The sequence below is a fragment of the Salininema proteolyticum genome, from assembly GCF_042685645.1.
In the GTDB taxonomy this organism is placed as follows: Bacteria; Actinomycetota; Actinomycetes; order Mycobacteriales; family Micromonosporaceae; genus Salininema; species Salininema proteolyticum.
This window is the reverse complement of record NZ_JBHUNX010000001.1, coordinates 580,968-595,290: the sequence shown is the minus strand read 5'-3', so window position 1 is coordinate 595,290 and position 14,323 is coordinate 580,968. Positions and strand designations below refer to the sequence as shown.

General features: G+C 67.7%; 17 protein-coding genes. 10 read left to right on the top strand and 7 right to left on the bottom strand.

The window, feature by feature from the left end; genetic code table 11:
• Positions 1 to 206: 206 nt before the first annotated feature.
• Positions 207 to 497: a hypothetical protein gene (locus ACFTE1_RS02770; RefSeq protein ID WP_380618447.1), complete on the top strand. Its 291-nt coding sequence runs from the start codon at positions 207 to 209 to the stop codon at positions 495 to 497.
• 55 nt (positions 498 to 552) lie between these two features.
• On the opposite strand, the gene ACFTE1_RS02765 is transcribed toward ACFTE1_RS02770, so the two are convergent.
• The 3 genes from ACFTE1_RS02765 to ACFTE1_RS02755 form a co-directional block, all read right to left on the bottom strand.
• The gene (locus ACFTE1_RS02765) at positions 553 to 951 is read right to left on the bottom strand and encodes a hypothetical protein (RefSeq protein ID WP_380618445.1); all 399 of its coding nucleotides are present in this window, start codon (positions 949 to 951) and stop codon (positions 553 to 555) included.
• On the bottom strand, positions 951 to 1,517 hold the full coding sequence (locus ACFTE1_RS02760) for a hypothetical protein (protein WP_380618443.1): 567 nt from the start codon (positions 1,515 to 1,517) through the stop codon (positions 951 to 953). The genes ACFTE1_RS02765 and ACFTE1_RS02760 overlap by 1 nt, the downstream gene beginning before the upstream one ends.
• A gap of 174 nt (positions 1,518 to 1,691) precedes the next feature.
• Positions 1,692 to 2,327 (bottom strand): hypothetical protein, encoded by a 636-nt coding sequence (locus ACFTE1_RS02755; protein ID WP_380618441.1) that lies wholly within the window; start codon positions 2,325 to 2,327, stop codon positions 1,692 to 1,694.
• 177 nt (positions 2,328 to 2,504) lie between these two features.
• Here ACFTE1_RS02755 and ACFTE1_RS02750 point away from each other — a divergent pair, with 177 nt between their 5' ends.
• Both ACFTE1_RS02750 and ACFTE1_RS02745 read left to right on the top strand, forming a co-directional pair.
• The gene (locus ACFTE1_RS02750; protein ID WP_380618439.1) at positions 2,505 to 2,822 is read left to right on the top strand and encodes a hypothetical protein; all 318 of its coding nucleotides are present in this window, start codon (positions 2,505 to 2,507) and stop codon (positions 2,820 to 2,822) included.
• Positions 2,823 to 2,922: 100 nt separating this feature from the next.
• On the top strand, positions 2,923 to 3,951 hold the full coding sequence (locus ACFTE1_RS02745) for a GNAT family N-acetyltransferase (protein WP_380618437.1): 1,029 nt from the start codon (positions 2,923 to 2,925) through the stop codon (positions 3,949 to 3,951).
• A 97-nt stretch (positions 3,952 to 4,048) separates the two neighbouring features.
• On the opposite strand, the gene ACFTE1_RS02740 is transcribed toward ACFTE1_RS02745, so the two are convergent.
• Positions 4,049 to 4,792 carry a hypothetical protein gene (locus tag ACFTE1_RS02740; protein WP_380618435.1) on the bottom strand — a complete coding sequence of 248 codons (744 nt, stop codon included), beginning with the start codon at positions 4,790 to 4,792 and terminating at the stop codon, positions 4,049 to 4,051.
• A 92-nt stretch (positions 4,793 to 4,884) separates the two neighbouring features.
• Between ACFTE1_RS02740 and rmuC the strand changes: the two genes are divergently transcribed.
• Positions 4,885 to 5,964, top strand: a complete 1,080-nt coding sequence (gene rmuC / locus ACFTE1_RS02735; protein WP_380618433.1) for a DNA recombination protein RmuC — start codon at positions 4,885 to 4,887, stop codon at positions 5,962 to 5,964.
• 239 nt (positions 5,965 to 6,203) lie between these two features.
• On the opposite strand, the gene ACFTE1_RS02730 is transcribed toward rmuC, so the two are convergent.
• Positions 6,204 to 6,890 (bottom strand): IclR family transcriptional regulator, encoded by a 687-nt coding sequence (locus ACFTE1_RS02730; RefSeq protein ID WP_380618527.1) that lies wholly within the window; start codon positions 6,888 to 6,890, stop codon positions 6,204 to 6,206.
• A gap of 67 nt (positions 6,891 to 6,957) precedes the next feature.
• Between ACFTE1_RS02730 and leuC the strand changes: the two genes are divergently transcribed.
• The 3 genes from leuC (at position 6,958) to ACFTE1_RS02715 (ending at position 9,762) form a co-directional block, all read left to right on the top strand.
• Positions 6,958 to 8,376, top strand: a complete 1,419-nt coding sequence (gene leuC, locus ACFTE1_RS02725; RefSeq protein WP_380618431.1) for a 3-isopropylmalate dehydratase large subunit — start codon at positions 6,958 to 6,960, stop codon at positions 8,374 to 8,376.
• Positions 8,377 to 8,388: 12 nt separating this feature from the next.
• Complete coding sequence (leuD, locus tag ACFTE1_RS02720) at positions 8,389 to 8,991, top strand: 3-isopropylmalate dehydratase small subunit (RefSeq protein ID WP_380618428.1); 603 nt, start codon at positions 8,389 to 8,391, stop codon at positions 8,989 to 8,991.
• Between the two features lie 279 nt (positions 8,992 to 9,270).
• Complete coding sequence (locus ACFTE1_RS02715; RefSeq protein ID WP_380618426.1) at positions 9,271 to 9,762, top strand: HU family DNA-binding protein; 492 nt, start codon at positions 9,271 to 9,273, stop codon at positions 9,760 to 9,762.
• A 192-nt stretch (positions 9,763 to 9,954) separates the two neighbouring features.
• On the opposite strand, the gene ACFTE1_RS02710 is transcribed toward ACFTE1_RS02715, so the two are convergent.
• Both ACFTE1_RS02710 and ACFTE1_RS02705 read right to left on the bottom strand, forming a co-directional pair.
• Complete coding sequence (locus ACFTE1_RS02710) at positions 9,955 to 10,842, bottom strand: NUDIX domain-containing protein (protein WP_380618424.1); 888 nt, start codon at positions 10,840 to 10,842, stop codon at positions 9,955 to 9,957.
• An 85-nt stretch (positions 10,843 to 10,927) separates the two neighbouring features.
• Positions 10,928 to 11,146, bottom strand: a complete 219-nt coding sequence (locus ACFTE1_RS02705; protein ID WP_380618422.1) for a hypothetical protein — start codon at positions 11,144 to 11,146, stop codon at positions 10,928 to 10,930.
• Between the two features lie 233 nt (positions 11,147 to 11,379).
• Here ACFTE1_RS02705 and ACFTE1_RS02700 point away from each other — a divergent pair, with 233 nt between their 5' ends.
• From ACFTE1_RS02700 to ACFTE1_RS02690, 3 genes are read left to right on the top strand one after another with little or no spacing between them, the layout of a single operon-like run.
• On the top strand, positions 11,380 to 12,171 hold the full coding sequence (locus ACFTE1_RS02700) for a lysophospholipid acyltransferase family protein (protein ID WP_380618420.1): 792 nt from the start codon (positions 11,380 to 11,382) through the stop codon (positions 12,169 to 12,171).
• A gap of 11 nt (positions 12,172 to 12,182) precedes the next feature.
• Positions 12,183 to 13,190 (top strand): NAD(P)H-dependent glycerol-3-phosphate dehydrogenase, encoded by a 1,008-nt coding sequence (locus ACFTE1_RS02695; RefSeq protein WP_380618525.1) that lies wholly within the window; start codon positions 12,183 to 12,185, stop codon positions 13,188 to 13,190.
• Positions 13,180 to 14,223 carry a D-alanine--D-alanine ligase family protein gene (locus tag ACFTE1_RS02690; RefSeq protein WP_380618418.1) on the top strand — a complete coding sequence of 348 codons (1,044 nt, stop codon included), beginning with the start codon at positions 13,180 to 13,182 and terminating at the stop codon, positions 14,221 to 14,223. The genes ACFTE1_RS02695 and ACFTE1_RS02690 overlap by 11 nt, the downstream gene beginning before the upstream one ends.
• Positions 14,224 to 14,323: the final 100 nt, after the last annotated feature.

The window sequence follows — 14,323 nt, the reverse complement described above, 5'->3', positions numbered from 1 at the left end:
ATTCTGTGGCGGCGCTGCGAGCGGGGAATCTATTGACCTTCGTCACTGCCTAGTCGGCCGGTAAGCGCGACACCGGCCGAATCGCTCGCATTGATGATGTGATGAGTATCACTTCCTGGAGCCGGTCTTGTGCGTTCGGCGCGGAACCGATATCGTGCGGAGATCGTCTAACGCATTTCGATGCGTCGCAACAGATGGGAGACACCATGAAGCGTGCGATAACCATGGCAGCCGCCGGCCTCGCCACCCTTGGGGCCGTCGGACTGGCATCCGCTCCGGCACAGGCCACCGACGGGGCACCGGGCGTCGTCGGATGCTCGTTCACCGCCCTGACCGAGAATGCCGACGGGAGCGGCAGCGAAGTGTGGCTCACCCGGGACACCGAGGTGACCGTCCACAGCGAATCCGGCGACGTCTGGCCGGTGACCGTCACCTCCGGCGGATACGACGGCCGCGAGGGATGGACTGACGCCGACTGCATTCTGCTGCTGGCATAGAAGATGGGAACCGGGGCCCGCGGCGAGCGCGGACCCCGGCAATGGACTCGGTGTTTCAGGCGTCGCAGTAGGCTTCGGACGACTCCTGGGCGAGCATGGTGAAGACGGCGACGTTCACTGCGACCCCCGTCAACCCGATGATCACCGGCAGCCCGGAGAACATCAGAATCAACGGACCGAAAATGCCGAGAAGGCTGAGCACCATGAGGACGAGCCGCCCCCAGTTCCGTCTCAGGTGGACGGCTACCAGAGCCGCCAGCTGCACCGTCCACAGGACCACACCGATGAACGCGGTCATGAGGACTGGCGGAGGCACGGCCGCCTCCCCCAGGATCCTGAATGCCAGAAAGCCGCCCAAAGCCAGGGTAGCGATGCCAATTGAGATCCACAGAATGACCACCGACGCCAAGAGCGGCCCCGGCATCTCCCTCCGGGAAGTCTCGTCGTACGCCATTATTCGCTGCAGTAGTCCTTGGCGTCCTTGTTGGCCAGGAAGACGATCACGAGGACGTTGATCGCCACGCTGACCGTTCCGGTCCCGACGGAGTCGCTCTCGACGAACTGCCACACGAGGCTGAGAATGCTCACCGCGCAGATGGCGATGAGGGCGATGCGGCCCCAGTTCTTGCGCATGTGGAGTGCGATGAGCCCGACCAGCTGGATGACCCAGACGACGGCGGTGATGGCGAGGAAGATGGGAACCTCGTCGGGGACGGGGGCGTCGACCGCGCTGAGGATGCCGGCCGCGGCGAAGAGGAACAGGAGCCCGATTGCGGTGAACCCGAAGGAGATCCACATGAGAACGGCGGCGGTCACGACGCGTCCGGGCATCTTCCTCGGCGGTATGGGCATGTTCGGGTAGCCGCCGTAACCGGCCTGCTGGTAGCCGCCCTGCGGAGGGTAGGCGCCCGGCTGCTGCGGATGGACTCCCGATTGTTGTTGGGGCGGGTAACCTCCGGGCTCCTGCTGGGGAGGGTATCCGCCGGGTTGGGGCTGCTGCCCGTTGTTGTCATAAGCCATGAAGGCTTCCTTTCTCGTTTCGGGCGCGGGGGCTGTTCTTATTTTGTACACCAATACGACAACGGAGCGAGGGCGGTGAGGAGTGGACCGGGGCCGACCACGTTCTGCTCTCGGCCGGAACGAGAAGAACCGGGGCCCGTTACGAGAGCGGACCCCGGGTGAGAACTCGGCGGATCAGGCGCCGCAGTATGCCTTGGCTTCTTTGTTGGCCAGGAACATGATCGCCAGGAGGTTGATCGCGATGCCGACCGTCCCCGCCCCGGGAGACTCCATTTCAATGAGCTGCCAGACCTGCGAGAGGGTTCCGACAACGCAGAGACCTATCAGCATGAGTCGGCCCCAGTTCTGGCGCAGGTGCGCCCCGATGAGCCCGATCAGCTGGAGGACTAGCAGGACGATGTTGAACAGAGCGAGTACGTAGAGGGTATCGACGTCCCCGCCGGCCGCTTCGAGGAGGCTGATGGCGGCAAAGAGCAGCGGAACGGCGATGATGCCCAGGCCAAACGAAATCCACAGCAGCACGACGGCCGCTTTCATTCGCCCGGGCATGCTCTGCGGCGGAATCGCCATGTTCGGGTGTCCCCCGTAGCCCGGCTGGGGGTAACCGGCCGGCGGGTAGCCGCCCTGCGGAGGATAACCTCCCGGCTGTTGCGGAGGGGGATAGCCACCGGGTTGCTGAGGCGGAGGATAGGCACCCGGCTGCTGGGGCGGATAACCGCCCGGTTGTTGTTGGGGCGGATAGCCACCGGGCTGCTGTTGGGGAGGGTATCCGCCGGGCTGGGGCTGCTGCCCGTAGTTGTCATAAGCCATGAAGGCTTCCTTTCTCATGTCTGGCGCGGGGGCGGCACCCCTCTTTGTACACCAGTACGGTGCCATTGCGAGGGCAGGCCTCTAGTATCCTGATGATGCCCGTTTAGACCTCCCTTTTCAACAGAGGAGAATTAGGACATGGTTCAACCGCAGCCTCCGGTCAAGCAAGGTAATGGCATGGCCATCACTGCCCTCGTCCTCGGCATCATCGCGATCGTCCTCGCGTTCATTCCGATCATCAACCTCATCAGCTTCGTGCTGGCCCTGCTGGCGATCATCTTCGGCATCATCGGCATCGTGAAGGCCAGCAAGGCCGGTTCCGGTAAGGGCATGGGCATCGCCGGCCTGGTCACCGGCATCCTGTCCATGATCATCGCGATCGCCGTGTACTTCCTGATCTTCGGGGCCGCCAAGCAGCTCTGTGAGGACAACTACGATTCCATGACTCCCTCGGAGCAGCAGTCCTGCGAGGACGTCTACGACATCACCGGATAACCGGTTCGCGGACTTCAAGGCCCGGCTGCCCGGCCGGGCCTTTCGCATGCCCGGAGGAATTCAATTGCCTCGTTGGTCCCCTTCCGGGGAGAATCCGGTCATGACCAATGGACAACTGGAGATCAGCGCGCTCGACCCGCTCGACCACGACACCGTCGACCAATGGCTCGAGCTTTGCCAGACCGTCGACGACCACGACTTCGCAAACTTCGAGACCCCCTCAGAGGCCGAGCTGCTTCTCGGGCACATGGCCCGGCCCGAAGAGGTCCGCCGACTCCACTGGGTGGGCTCCGTGGACGGCTCCGTCGTCTCCTGTGCCGAGGCCCGTCTCTACGATGCCGACAACACTCACCTGGCGGGCGCGACCGTTAAAGTCCACCCCGATCACCGCCGTAAGGGCTACGCTCGCCTCCTCCTGGGAGCCATCGAGGACCAGGCACGCCGAGAAGAACGCACCACGGTCGTCTCCTGGTTCCTCAAACCCTATGAAGGTTCCGGAGTCGACGGGCACGCCGTCGGCTTCGCCGCCGCCCAGGGATATGGTCCGACCCTGGAAACCGCCGTACGCCGCGTCGACCTGCTCGAGGTAAAAGAGGACCGCCTGGACGCGCTTTACCGAGAGGCGTTGGCCAAGGCCGAGGGCTACCGCATCGTCTCCTTCCCCGATCCGGCTCCGGACGAGTACGCCGAGGGCATCGCCTACCTGGAGGGCAGGATGTACACCGACATGCCTCTCGGCGACATGGATCTGCAGCCCGCCGAGATCACCGTTGAAAAGGTCCGCGCCCGGGAACGCCAGGCACGCCGGCGCGGGCTGCTGTCCCTGCGGACGATCGCCGTCCACGAAGAGACCGGGACCGTCGCGGCCATGTCCCAGTTGGAAACGGCCCCGGGCGACGAGCTCATCGCGCGCCAAGGGGACACGATCGCCGACCCCGACCACCGGGGGCACCGTCTGGGCCTCCTCGTGAAGATCGCCAACCAGCGGCAACTCCGCTCCTACCGCCCCCGGATACGGTACGTCCACACCGGCAATGCCACCGTCAACGACCACATGGTCGCGGTCAACGAGGCCATGGGATACCGGATGCTCGGGATGGCCGAGTGCTACCAGAAAGAACTGGCATAGAAAAGACCGCCGCACCAGCGGCGCGGCGGTCGCGAAGTCTTCCGGACCGGAGGTCCCGGCTCAGGAGGCGGAGGCCGGGGATCCGGCCCGTTCCGGGCTAGAAGTCCATGCCTCCCATGTCCCCCATATCCCCGAAGTCGTCACCGCCGCCGTCTCCGGCGTCGCCCTCTCCCCCAGCGTCACCGCCGGTCGGGTCTCCGTCGGCCGCGCCTGGGTCGGCACCTTCGACCATGCCGCCTGCATAGGCGGGAGCGAGGAGCGCGTTGAAGACCATGACGCCGGCCAGTCCCCCGGCGACGCCCGCGAGGGCGGGCTTCCACCACGGCGTGGAGTACCAGCCGGCGGGGACGGGGCGTCCGTCGACGCGGCCGCCCGGGTAATAGTGCGTGTTCTCGTCGTCGGGACGCGGGCTCGCGGTGATGCGCTGCCCGTCGACCTCGGCGGAGAGGTCCTCCTTGAGCTGTCCGGTGCCCTGGCTGCCGCGCAGCTGCGGAACCTCGGGGCCGGGGTCCATTCCCATGGCCTCGCGTCCGGCGCGGATGTAGTAGAGCCCTTCGATGGCCGTCTGCGCGGCTGCCCGGTACTGACCGACCGAGGAGGCGCGCTCCAACGCGGACCCGGCGGCGGTGTAGCGCTCTCCGGCGTCGGCGAGCGCCTGCCCGGCGGCGGGGTTGTCGCCGGGCGCGGTGAGGTTCATGCTCTGTCCGCCGAGGCGGTCGTAGAGCTGACGCGCTTCGGCCTCGGCGTCGGCGAGGGTCGCTTGGGCCTTCTTCTTATTGGTGTGCATTGTGAAGGCGATGAGCGCGACGGCTCCGATCAGTAGAAAGACCCACAATTCCATGTGTCGAGATTACCGTGCGCCACCGGTGCGGGCCAGTCGCGGAGCGGACTTCGGGAGGATTATGAGATTTCTTAGGTCTAAAGTCGTGAAGTATGACTTATGTACTCCTGGCATTGGTGTGCCTGGCGGCGGGTGCCGCCGGCGGTTTCTTCGTGGGGCGGTCGCGGCAAGAGCGCGAGGTCGGGCGGCTGCGCGAGCGTCTGGCGCTGGCGGCCGAAGGCGGGACCTCGCCGGAGTTGACCGCGGAGTCCCGCAAGCGCCTGGAGGAGGCCGTGTCTCCGCTGGCGGACTCGCTGGAGCGGTACCGGGAGCATCTGGGCGAGGTGGAGAAGGCCCGCCTGGACGCGTACGCGCAGTTGCGGGTGCAGTTGAGCGGCGTGGCGGAGATTTCGGAGGACCTGCGCGACCAGACGGGTCGCCTGGCGGGCGCGCTGCGGGCTCCGAACGCGCGCGGCATGTGGGGCGAGGTGCAGTTGAAGCGGTTGGTGGAGTCGGCGGGAATGGTGGAGCACTGCGACTTCGACACTCAGGTGTCGGTGTCGGGCGCCCGTCCGGACATGGTGGTCCGGCTGTCGGAGGACCGGGTGATCGTGGTCGACGCGAAGGCGCCCATGGAGGCCTACCTGGAGGCGATCGCGTCCGAGGAGGGCCGTGAGAGGGACAAGCTGCTGGTGAAGCACGCCAAGCAGCTGCGCAAGCACATGCTGGTGCTCTCGGAGAGGCGGTACGTGGACTCGTTCACCGGCAGCGCGGATTTCGTAGTGCTGTTCGTGCCCGCCGACCAGGTCCTGGACGCCGCTCTGCGGGCGGATCCGGGTCTGTTGGAGGAGTCCTACGAGCGCGGGGTCGTGGTCGCCTCGCCCGGTTCGCTGTTGATGCTGTTGAAGACCGCGGCCCTGACCTGGCGTCAGGCTCGTTTGGCCGAGCACGCCCAGGTGGTGCACGAACTGGGTCGGGAGTTGGTGTCGCGGGTGCGGGAGGTCGCCAAGTCGTTCTCTCGCCTGGGGTCGTCCCTGGAGTCGGCCGTCGGCTCCTACAACGACACGGTGCGGGCGCTGGACTCGAAGGTGCTGTCCACGGCGCGGAGGTTCCAGGAGTTGGAGGTCTCCGGCGAGGAGATCCCCGCTTCGCGGACTTCGGAGGCCGTGGTGCGGGGCCCGGCGGGCGACTAGGGCCGCCCAGACGCGGGGGCGGGTGAGGCGGCTGCCGCGGCGAGGCCCCCATGGGGCGGTTCTTGGAATGGGGAAAGCCGGGCCCTGGGGCCCGGCTCTACGAGTTTCGGATGGTCGGGGGGAGTCCGGTCGCTCGTCGTTGAGAACCCGGATGCGGCGTTCGTTGTCCGGTCTTCATTGCCGCCGCGGCGCCATTGCCTGAAACGGGGAGTGCGGGAGAGAGGTCGGCCGCTGTGGCGTCAGAGGCCGCTGAGTCGCTGGCCGGCGCGCAGGACGGCCATGCCGAGGCGGTCTCCCGGTCGGCGGCCCATGCGCTCGATCGGGCCGGAGACGCTGATGGCCGCGACGACGCGGCCGGTCTTGTCGCGGATGGGGGCGGAGACGGAGGCGACGCCCGCCTCGCGTTCTCCCACGGACTGGGCGAAGCCGCGGCGGCGGACTTCGGCGAGGGCCTTGGAGCTGAAGCGGCACTTGGGCAGGAGGGGGAGGATCGCTTCGGGCGGTTCCCAGGCCAGGAGGATCTGGGCACCAGAGCCGGCCGTCATGGGGAGGACGGACCCGACGGGGACGGTGTCGCGCAGGCCGGAGGCGCGTTCGGCGGCCAGGACGCAGACGCGCTCGTCGGCGCGGCGGCGGTAGAGCTGGGCGGACTCCCCGGTCTGGTCGCGCAGGACGTTGAGGACGGGTTCGGCGCTGGCCAGGAGGATGTCGGCGCTCGCGCCGGCCAGTTCTCCGAGCTTGACGCCGGGCCTCCAGCGGCCTTCGTGGTCCCTTTGCAGGATGGCGTGGGCTTCCAGGGCCTGTGCCAGCCGGTGCGCGGTGGCACGGGGCAGGCCCGTTTCATGGACTAGTTCGGCGAGGGACGCGCCCTTAGTGCAGGCCTCCAGGATGAGGACCGCCTTGTCGAGCACTCCGACGCCACTGATACTATCGGTTCTCACAAACTGAACGATACCTTCCACAATCTGAGATATACAAGGATTGGTTTCCGAAATGTCTAGTACGTCACAGGGCACCGGACCGCGGACCCTGGCCGAGAAGATCTGGGCCGACCACGTCGTCCGCTCCGCTCCAGGTCAACCGGACCTGCTCTACATCGACCTCCATCTGCTGCACGAGGTCACCAGCCCCCAGGCCTTCGACGGCCTGCGGCAGGCCGGGCGGCGCGTGCGACGGACCGATCTCACCATCGCGACCGAGGACCACAACACCCCCACCGACAACCTCTTCGACATCGCGGACCCGACCAGCCGCAAGCAGGTCGAGACGCTGCGCTCCAACTGCGAGGAGTTCGGCGTGCGCCTCCACCCGCTCGGCGACGCCGACCAGGGCGTGGTGCACGTGGTGGGCCCGCAGCTGGGGCTCACTCAGCCGGGCATGACGGTCGTGTGCGGCGACTCCCACACCTCGACGCACGGCGCCTTCGGCTCCATCGCCTTCGGCATCGGAACCTCGGAAGTGGAACACGTGCTGGCCACGCAGACCCTGCAGCAGGCGAAGCCGAAGACCATGGCGGTGACCGTCAACGGCTCCCTGCCCGAGGGCGTCAGCCCCAAGGACCTGATCCTCGCCGTCATCGCGGAGGCCGGGACCGGCGGCGGCAAGGGGCACATCGTCGAGTACCGCGGCGAGGCCTTCGAGGAGATGAGCATGGAGGGCCGCATGACGGTCTGCAACATGAGCATCGAATGGGGCGCCAAGGCCGGGCTCATCGCCCCCGACGAGACCACCTTCGCCTACCTGAAGGACAAGGTCCACGCCCCGCAGGGCGCGGACTGGGACGCGGCCGTCGAGTACTGGCGCACCCTCAAGACCGACGAGGGCGCGGCCTTCGACAAGGAGATCGTCATCGACGCGGCTGATCTCTCGCCGTTCGTCACGTGGGGCACCAACCCCGGACAGGGCTCGCCCCTGGCCGACTCGGTCCCCGACCCCGCCACGTACCAGGACGCCAACGAGCGCGTCGCCGCCGAGAACGCCCTCTCCTACATGGGCCTGGAGGCCGGCACGAAGCTCAAGGACGTTCCCGTCGACGTGGTCTTCCTCGGTTCCTGCACCAACGGGCGCATCGAGGACCTGCGCACGGCCGCTGCCGTGCTGCAGGACAGGGACGTCGCCGAAGGCGTGCGGATGATGGTCGTACCCGGCTCGGCGCGCGTCCGCGCCCAGGCCGAGGAGGAGGGCCTGGACCAGGTGTTCACCAAGGCGGGGGCCGAATGGCGCTTCGCCGGGTGCTCGATGTGCCTGGGCATGAACCCCGACCAGCTGACGGCCGGACAGCGGGCCGCCTCGACCTCGAACCGGAACTTTGAAGGACGGCAGGGCAAGGGCGGGCGCACGCACCTCGTCTCCCCCGCCGTCGCGGCGGCCACGGCCGTCAAGGGAACCCTGGCCTCACCGGCGGACCTGTAGGAGGAGCGCACCATGGAGAAGATTTCCGTGCACAAGGGAACCGCGGCCCCGCTGCGCCGTTCCAACGTCGACACCGACCAGATCATCCCGGCGGTGTATCTCAAGCGTGTCACCAAGTCCGGCTTCGCCGACGGGCTGTTCGCCGAGTGGCGCGAGGAGGAGGGCTTCGTGCTCGACGACCCCTCGTACGCTGGGGCGTCGGTCCTCGTGGCAGGCACCGAGTTCGGCACCGGCTCCTCGCGGGAGCACGCCGTGTGGGCGCTCAAGGACGGCGGCTTCAAGGTCGTCATCGCGCCCCGCTTCGGCGACATCTTCCGCAACAACAGCCTCAAGAACGGCCTGCTCACCATCGAGGTCCCCGACGAGGTCGTCGAAGAGCTCTGGGCCGCAGCCGAGGCCGACCCGGCCACCGAGGTGACCGTCGACCTCGCCGAGCGGAGGATAGCGTTCGGCGAGCGCACCGTCGGTTTCGAGTTCGACGACTTCGCCCGCTGGCGCCTCATGGAGGGCCTGGACGACGTGGCCCTAACGCTGCGAGAGGAATCGGCCATCGGGGAGTTCGAGAAGGACCGCCCCGCTTGGAAACCCCTGACCCTGCCCGCCAAGACCCCTTAGGGGCCCGGCGGATCCGGCCGCCCCGAGGGGCCGCCGGAGGCAGTCAGTGCGAAATGGACTCGGTGTCCCGACGCCCCCCGAAAGGGCGGCGGGACACCGTTTTTCTGTTCGAAGAACCCCGTATTACGCGTGGCAGGCGTTAAATTGGGAGTCCTCACGAAAAAAATCCTTGCGACACAGGCGGTTTTTTCGCGGAAACAGTTGCATCCCGATTCAAAAGGGAATAACGTGCGATTAACAGCCTGATTATATGAGCAACCACAATGGGAGGAAAGCTTCGTGAACAAGGCAGAGTTCGTAGATCGGATCGCCAACCGCACTGGGGACCGCCAACAAGTCAAGGAAATCGTCGACGTCGCGATCGATGAAATCCAGCGCGCGGTGGTCAAGGGCGAAAAGGTCTCCTTCGCCGGATTCGGCGTCTTCGAGAAGCGCAAGAGGGCGGCCCGCATGGCCCGCAATCCGCGCACCGGAGAGGCCGTCAAGGTCAAGAAGACCGTGGTGCCGGCGTTCCGTCCCGGCACGGGCTTCAAGGAGCTGGTGACCGGCAAGCGCAAGCTCACCAAGGTGGCCAAGAAGTCCGCTAAGAAGGCGGCCGCCAAGAAGACCACCCGGGCCGCGGCCGGCACCGCGACCCGCAAGAAGATGGCCACCGGCCGCGTGGCCAAGAAGGCCGCCGCCAAGAAGACGGCCCGCAAGACCGCGGCGAAGAAGACGACCGCGAAGCGCACGGCCAAGAAGACGGCGCGCAAGACCGCGCGCCGCCGGTAGTCCGGCGTTCGACAACTGTAGCGGAATAAGGCTCCCGCGCGGACGACTCGTCCGATCGCAGGGGGCCTTATTTCATGCCATTGGGCGCTATACGTGATCTGCAGGCGGCAGTGGCGCCGTCACCATATCAGGTCGAAGACGTTACCTGAAAGTCAGCACAATTCGATCGCATTAGAATTGGCAATGCGCCACTCAGAGCCTTTCGGCCCCCGCCAGGCGCGACCCCGAGAATGCGAGCACCCATGCCTCTCCCGGACGGGTCGAGACATCCGGAACCCCAATTCCGTCCTCATCGGACAAAATTGCGACCGCGTCGGCGATCACGTCCTCTTCCGCGCCGACTACCGCGCCCGAGCTCTCCTCCGCCAGACGGCGCAAGCGCGCCACGGAGCGCTCCGGGTTCCGGCCGTGCGAAGAGGCGTCGAAGGCGGTCTCCGAGAGCACCGTCAGGCCCAGGGAGGAGGCCACCGGCTCCACGGTCTGCACCGAGGCGCGCGCGGTCGCCGTGAGGGCCTTGTCGGGCTGGTAGAGGGAGACGAGGCCGGCCAGGCGGACAGCTTGGTCGCGGCCGCGCTCCGACAGCGGCGCGGTCAGGGCCGGGCTCCCGTCGCGGGAGTCGGTCTCCGCCGGGGCCACCAGGACGACGGTGGAGGTGACGCGCGGCAAGGCGGAGAAGCTCCGCAGCGCCAGTTGATCGCGGGGGCGGGTCAGGCGCACGAACGCCTCGCCCAGGGGAATCCACTGGCGCGAGCCGATCTCCTCGTTGCCCTCGAACTCGGCCTCGGGCTTGTCGGTGCGCATGGACCAGAAGTCGACGGTCTTGTGGACGTCGCCGTCGCGGTTGGGAAGGACGTACTCGGCGCGGCACAGCCACGCCTGGGGGATCGGGGGGACGCCGGTCTCCTCCTCGACCTCGCGGCACGCGGCCACGAGCAGCGGCTCACCGCCCTCCAGCTTTCCCTTGGGCAGTGACCAGTTTCCGACATCGGGACGCCAGACGGCCGCCACCTCCAACCCGGAGGGACCCGGCCGCCAGAGCACTCCCCCTGCCGCGGCGACATTTCGTGGTTCAGGTCTCACGGTGAACCATTATTCCCTGTCGGAGCCGCTATGTCGAGGAGTCGGCGAGGATAATAGGGGACGCCGCCCTAGTCGGCGCCCTCTTCTACTTGTGCAGCTGGCGGCGGGTCTTGCCGCCGGTCAGGGTCTCCTTGGCCTTGAAGCCCAGGAAGACGAGGCCGCCCACGATGGCGACGAAGAACGCCGCCTTGAGGACCCAGCCTATGAAGCCCGCGATCGCGCCGAGGACGGCGAACACGAGCCAGATCGCTACGATAGCTCCGCCGGCCAGGGCGGCCAGCCAACCGAACAGACGCCAGTTCATCGTTGGAAACTCCAGTCATCGGGGTTGATGTCAACTTGATGTCTATCATGACATCATTGAGTCGTTTTGACAAGCCCCGGGGGTGCCCGGCGTCCGGGCTGGTCACGCCCGACGCCGCGACACGCCCCTCCCCCGACGCGTGGGAGGATCGACTAGAGGACGGCCGAGCCCGACACCGGAGCGACCGACCCGCTAAAGTCTCTTGGGACGATAACGAGCCTGGAGGAGCAGACATGAGGCCCGAACCACCCGTGTACCGCGGTCGCCGCAAGGGAGGCGACGACTACACCACCTTCATCAAGGTCGTCGGCAACGCCATCAAGGGCGGTCTCAACATCCTCACCAAGCGCGAATGGAGCGGCCTCGAGCACATCCCCCTCGACGGCCCCGCCATCTTCGCCGCCAACCACTACAGCCACTTCGACCCCCTCCCCCTGGCCCACTACGTCTACAACTCCGGGCGCCACCCCCACTTCCTCCTCAAGAACTCCATCGTCGAAGTCCCCGTCGTCGGCCCGATCATCAAGGCCACCGGCCAGATCCCCGTCTACCGCGGCAGCCGCAACGCCGCCGACTCCCTCCGCGACGCCATCGCCATGCTCAAAGACGGCGGCACCGTCATCATCTACCCCGAGGGCACGACCTCCAAAGAGCCCGACCGCTGGCCCATGAGGGGCAAGACCGGCGTCGCCCGCCTCGCCCTGGAGTCCGGCGCCCCCGTCATCCCCCTCACCCAGTGGGGCTCACAGGCCCTGTTCGACCCCCTCGCCGAGAAGGGCAAGCTGAAGCTCGGCTTCCGCAAGCCCGTCACCGTCACCGCCGGACCCGAGATCGACCTCGACCGGTGGCGCGAACTCGAACACCCCACCAACGGCGACATGCAGGACATGACCGACCGCGTCATGGAGGTCGTCCGCGACCAGCTCGCCGAACTGCGCGGCGTCGGCGACCCCCCGCCGCTGTGGGACCGCGCCAACCTGAAGAAGACGAAGAAACAGACCGAGCGCAAGGAGGGCGGCCAGTGAAGGCAGCCGTCATGGGGGCGGGCTCGTGGGGCACCGCCTTCGCCAAGATCATGGCCGACGCCGGCAGCGACGTGAGCCTCTGGGCCCGCCGCGAGAGCGTCGTCGAAGCCGTCAACGCGACCCGGCGCAACCCGGACTATTTCCCCGACATCGACCTGCCCGAGGGCATCACGGCGACCGCCGACCCGGCCGAGGCGCTCGCCGGCGCGCGCATCGTCGTGCTCGCCGTCCCCAGCCAGACGCTGAGCGACAACCTCGCGGCGTGGACCGAGCGGATCGATCCCGACGCCACGGTCGTCAGCCTCATGAAGGGCATCGAACTGGGCACGCTGCGGCGCATGAGCGAAGTCGTCTCCGACGTCAGCGGGATCGCGACCGAGCGCATCGCCGTCGTCTCCGGCCCCAACCTGGCCCGCGAGATCGCCCAGGAGCAGCCGACCGCCTCGGTCGTCGCCTGCCCCGACCACGAACGCGCCGTGGAGCTGCAGAACGCGGTCACCACCTCCTACTTCCGCCCCTACAGCAGCACCGACGTGATCGGCTGCGAACTGGGCGGCGCCACCAAGAACGTCATCGCGCTGGCCTACGGCATGGCCTCGGGCATGGGCATGGGCGACAACACCAAGGCCACGCTCATCACGCGCGGGCTGGCCGAGGCCACCCGGCTGGGCGTCAACCTCGGCGCCGACCCGGCCACGTTCGCCGGGCTCGCGGGGCTGGGCGACCTCGTCGCCACCTGCTCCTCGCCCCTGTCGCGCAACCACACCTTCGGCAAGCAGCTGGGGCTCGGCAAGTCCCTCGAGGAGGCCGCCGAAGTCACCAAGCAGACCGCCGAGGGCGTCAAGAGCTGCCGGTCCATCCGCGACCTGTCGCGCAAGGCCGGCGTTGAAATGCCGATCTGCGAAACGGTCGAAAAGGTATGCTACGAGGGACTCGACCCCCGTGAAGCGGTCGTCGCCCTCATGACGCGCGAGACGAAACCCGAATCCGAGGAGCTGAGGAGCAAGCATGAGCAGTAAGCCCACCGTAGCGGTCCTTTTCGGAGGCCGCAGCGTCGAGCACCCCGTCTCCTGCGTCTCCGGCTCGCAGGCCGCCAAGGCACTGCGCGAGCGCGGCTTCGAGGTCCGCCTCATCGGGCTGACGCGCGAGGGCGCCTGGGTGGAGCTCGAGCCGGGCACCGAGTTCGCCATGGGCGAGCAGATGCCCGAGGTCACCGCCGCCTCCGGCGAGCCGGTCGTCCTCGACCTGGGTCCCGGCGCCGAGCCGCTCGCCGACGTCGTCTTCCCGATCTTCCACGGCCCCTGGGGCGAGGACGGGACGGTCCAGGGCCTGCTGGAGATCGCCCAGGTGCCGTTCGTCGGCTCCGGGGTGCTGTCGTCGGCCGTCTGCATGGACAAGGACGTGGCCAAGCGCCTGGCCGCGCAGGCCGAGATCGGCCAGGGGCCCTACGCGGTCCTGCGCGAGGCCTCCGAGGCCCGCGAGAAGGCCGAGAAGCTGGGCCTGCCGGTGTTCGTCAAGCCCGCGCGGGCCGGGTCCTCGCTGGGCATCTCCAAGATCAAGGACCTCGCCGACATCGATGCCGCCGTGGAGAAGGCCGTGGAGGTCGACCCCAAGCTCGTGCTCGAGAAGGGCATCGAGGGCATGCGGGAGATCGAGGTGGGCGTCGTCGTCCGCGACGGCGAGGTCGTCACGGCCCACCCGCTGGAGGTGCTCGACCAGAACGCCGACGGCTGGTTCGACTTCGACGCCAAGTACCTGGGCAGCCCCGAGCCGTTCGACCTGAAGCCGAGTTTCGAGGGCATCACCGCCGAGCAGATCCAGGACGTGGCGAAGAAGGTCTTCGCGACCTACGACTGCCGCGACTACGCGCGCATCGACTTCTTCCTGACCGCTGAGGGCGAGCTGCTGCTCAACGAGGTCAACACGTCTCCGGGCCTGACGCCCATGAGCGGCGTGCCGCAGGGCTGCAACGAACTGGGCCTCTCCTACGGCGAGCTCGTGGAGACCCTGGTGCTCAACGCCGCCTCGCGCGAGGGCGGCCGCCTGTACTGAACGCTCCCGCGTGTGACGGGCCTTCCCTTCGGGGGAGGCCCGTTCCGCGTCTGAGGCCCGGCGGTTCACTTGGTGGAATCGGGCGGGCGGACCTGCCGGG

Excerpts from the sequence above, each read along its gene's own strand:
- ACFTE1_RS02770 (WP_380618447.1), top strand. The coding sequence starts at position 207 with ATGAAGCGTGCGATAACCATGGCAGCCGCCGGCCTCGCCACCCTTGGG.
- ACFTE1_RS02765 (WP_380618445.1), bottom strand. The coding sequence starts at position 951 with ATGGCGTACGACGAGACTTCCCGGAGGGAGATGCCGGGGCCGCTCTTG.
- ACFTE1_RS02760 (WP_380618443.1), bottom strand. The coding sequence starts at position 1,517 with ATGGCTTATGACAACAACGGGCAGCAGCCCCAACCCGGCGGATACCCT.
- ACFTE1_RS02755 (WP_380618441.1), bottom strand. The coding sequence starts at position 2,327 with ATGGCTTATGACAACTACGGGCAGCAGCCCCAGCCCGGCGGATACCCT.
- ACFTE1_RS02750 (WP_380618439.1), top strand. The coding sequence starts at position 2,505 with ATGGCCATCACTGCCCTCGTCCTCGGCATCATCGCGATCGTCCTCGCG.
- ACFTE1_RS02745 (WP_380618437.1), top strand. The coding sequence starts at position 2,923 with ATGACCAATGGACAACTGGAGATCAGCGCGCTCGACCCGCTCGACCAC.
- ACFTE1_RS02740 (WP_380618435.1), bottom strand. The coding sequence starts at position 4,792 with ATGGAATTGTGGGTCTTTCTACTGATCGGAGCCGTCGCGCTCATCGCC.
- rmuC (WP_380618433.1), top strand. The coding sequence starts at position 4,885 with ATGACTTATGTACTCCTGGCATTGGTGTGCCTGGCGGCGGGTGCCGCC.
- leuC (WP_380618431.1), top strand. The coding sequence starts at position 6,958 with ATGTCTAGTACGTCACAGGGCACCGGACCGCGGACCCTGGCCGAGAAG.
- leuD (WP_380618428.1), top strand. The coding sequence starts at position 8,389 with ATGGAGAAGATTTCCGTGCACAAGGGAACCGCGGCCCCGCTGCGCCGT.
- ACFTE1_RS02705 (WP_380618422.1), bottom strand. The coding sequence starts at position 11,146 with ATGAACTGGCGTCTGTTCGGTTGGCTGGCCGCCCTGGCCGGCGGAGCT.
- ACFTE1_RS02700 (WP_380618420.1), top strand. The coding sequence starts at position 11,380 with ATGAGGCCCGAACCACCCGTGTACCGCGGTCGCCGCAAGGGAGGCGAC.
- ACFTE1_RS02695 (WP_380618525.1), top strand. The coding sequence starts at position 12,183 with ATGGGGGCGGGCTCGTGGGGCACCGCCTTCGCCAAGATCATGGCCGAC.
- ACFTE1_RS02690 (WP_380618418.1), top strand. The coding sequence starts at position 13,180 with ATGAGCAGTAAGCCCACCGTAGCGGTCCTTTTCGGAGGCCGCAGCGTC.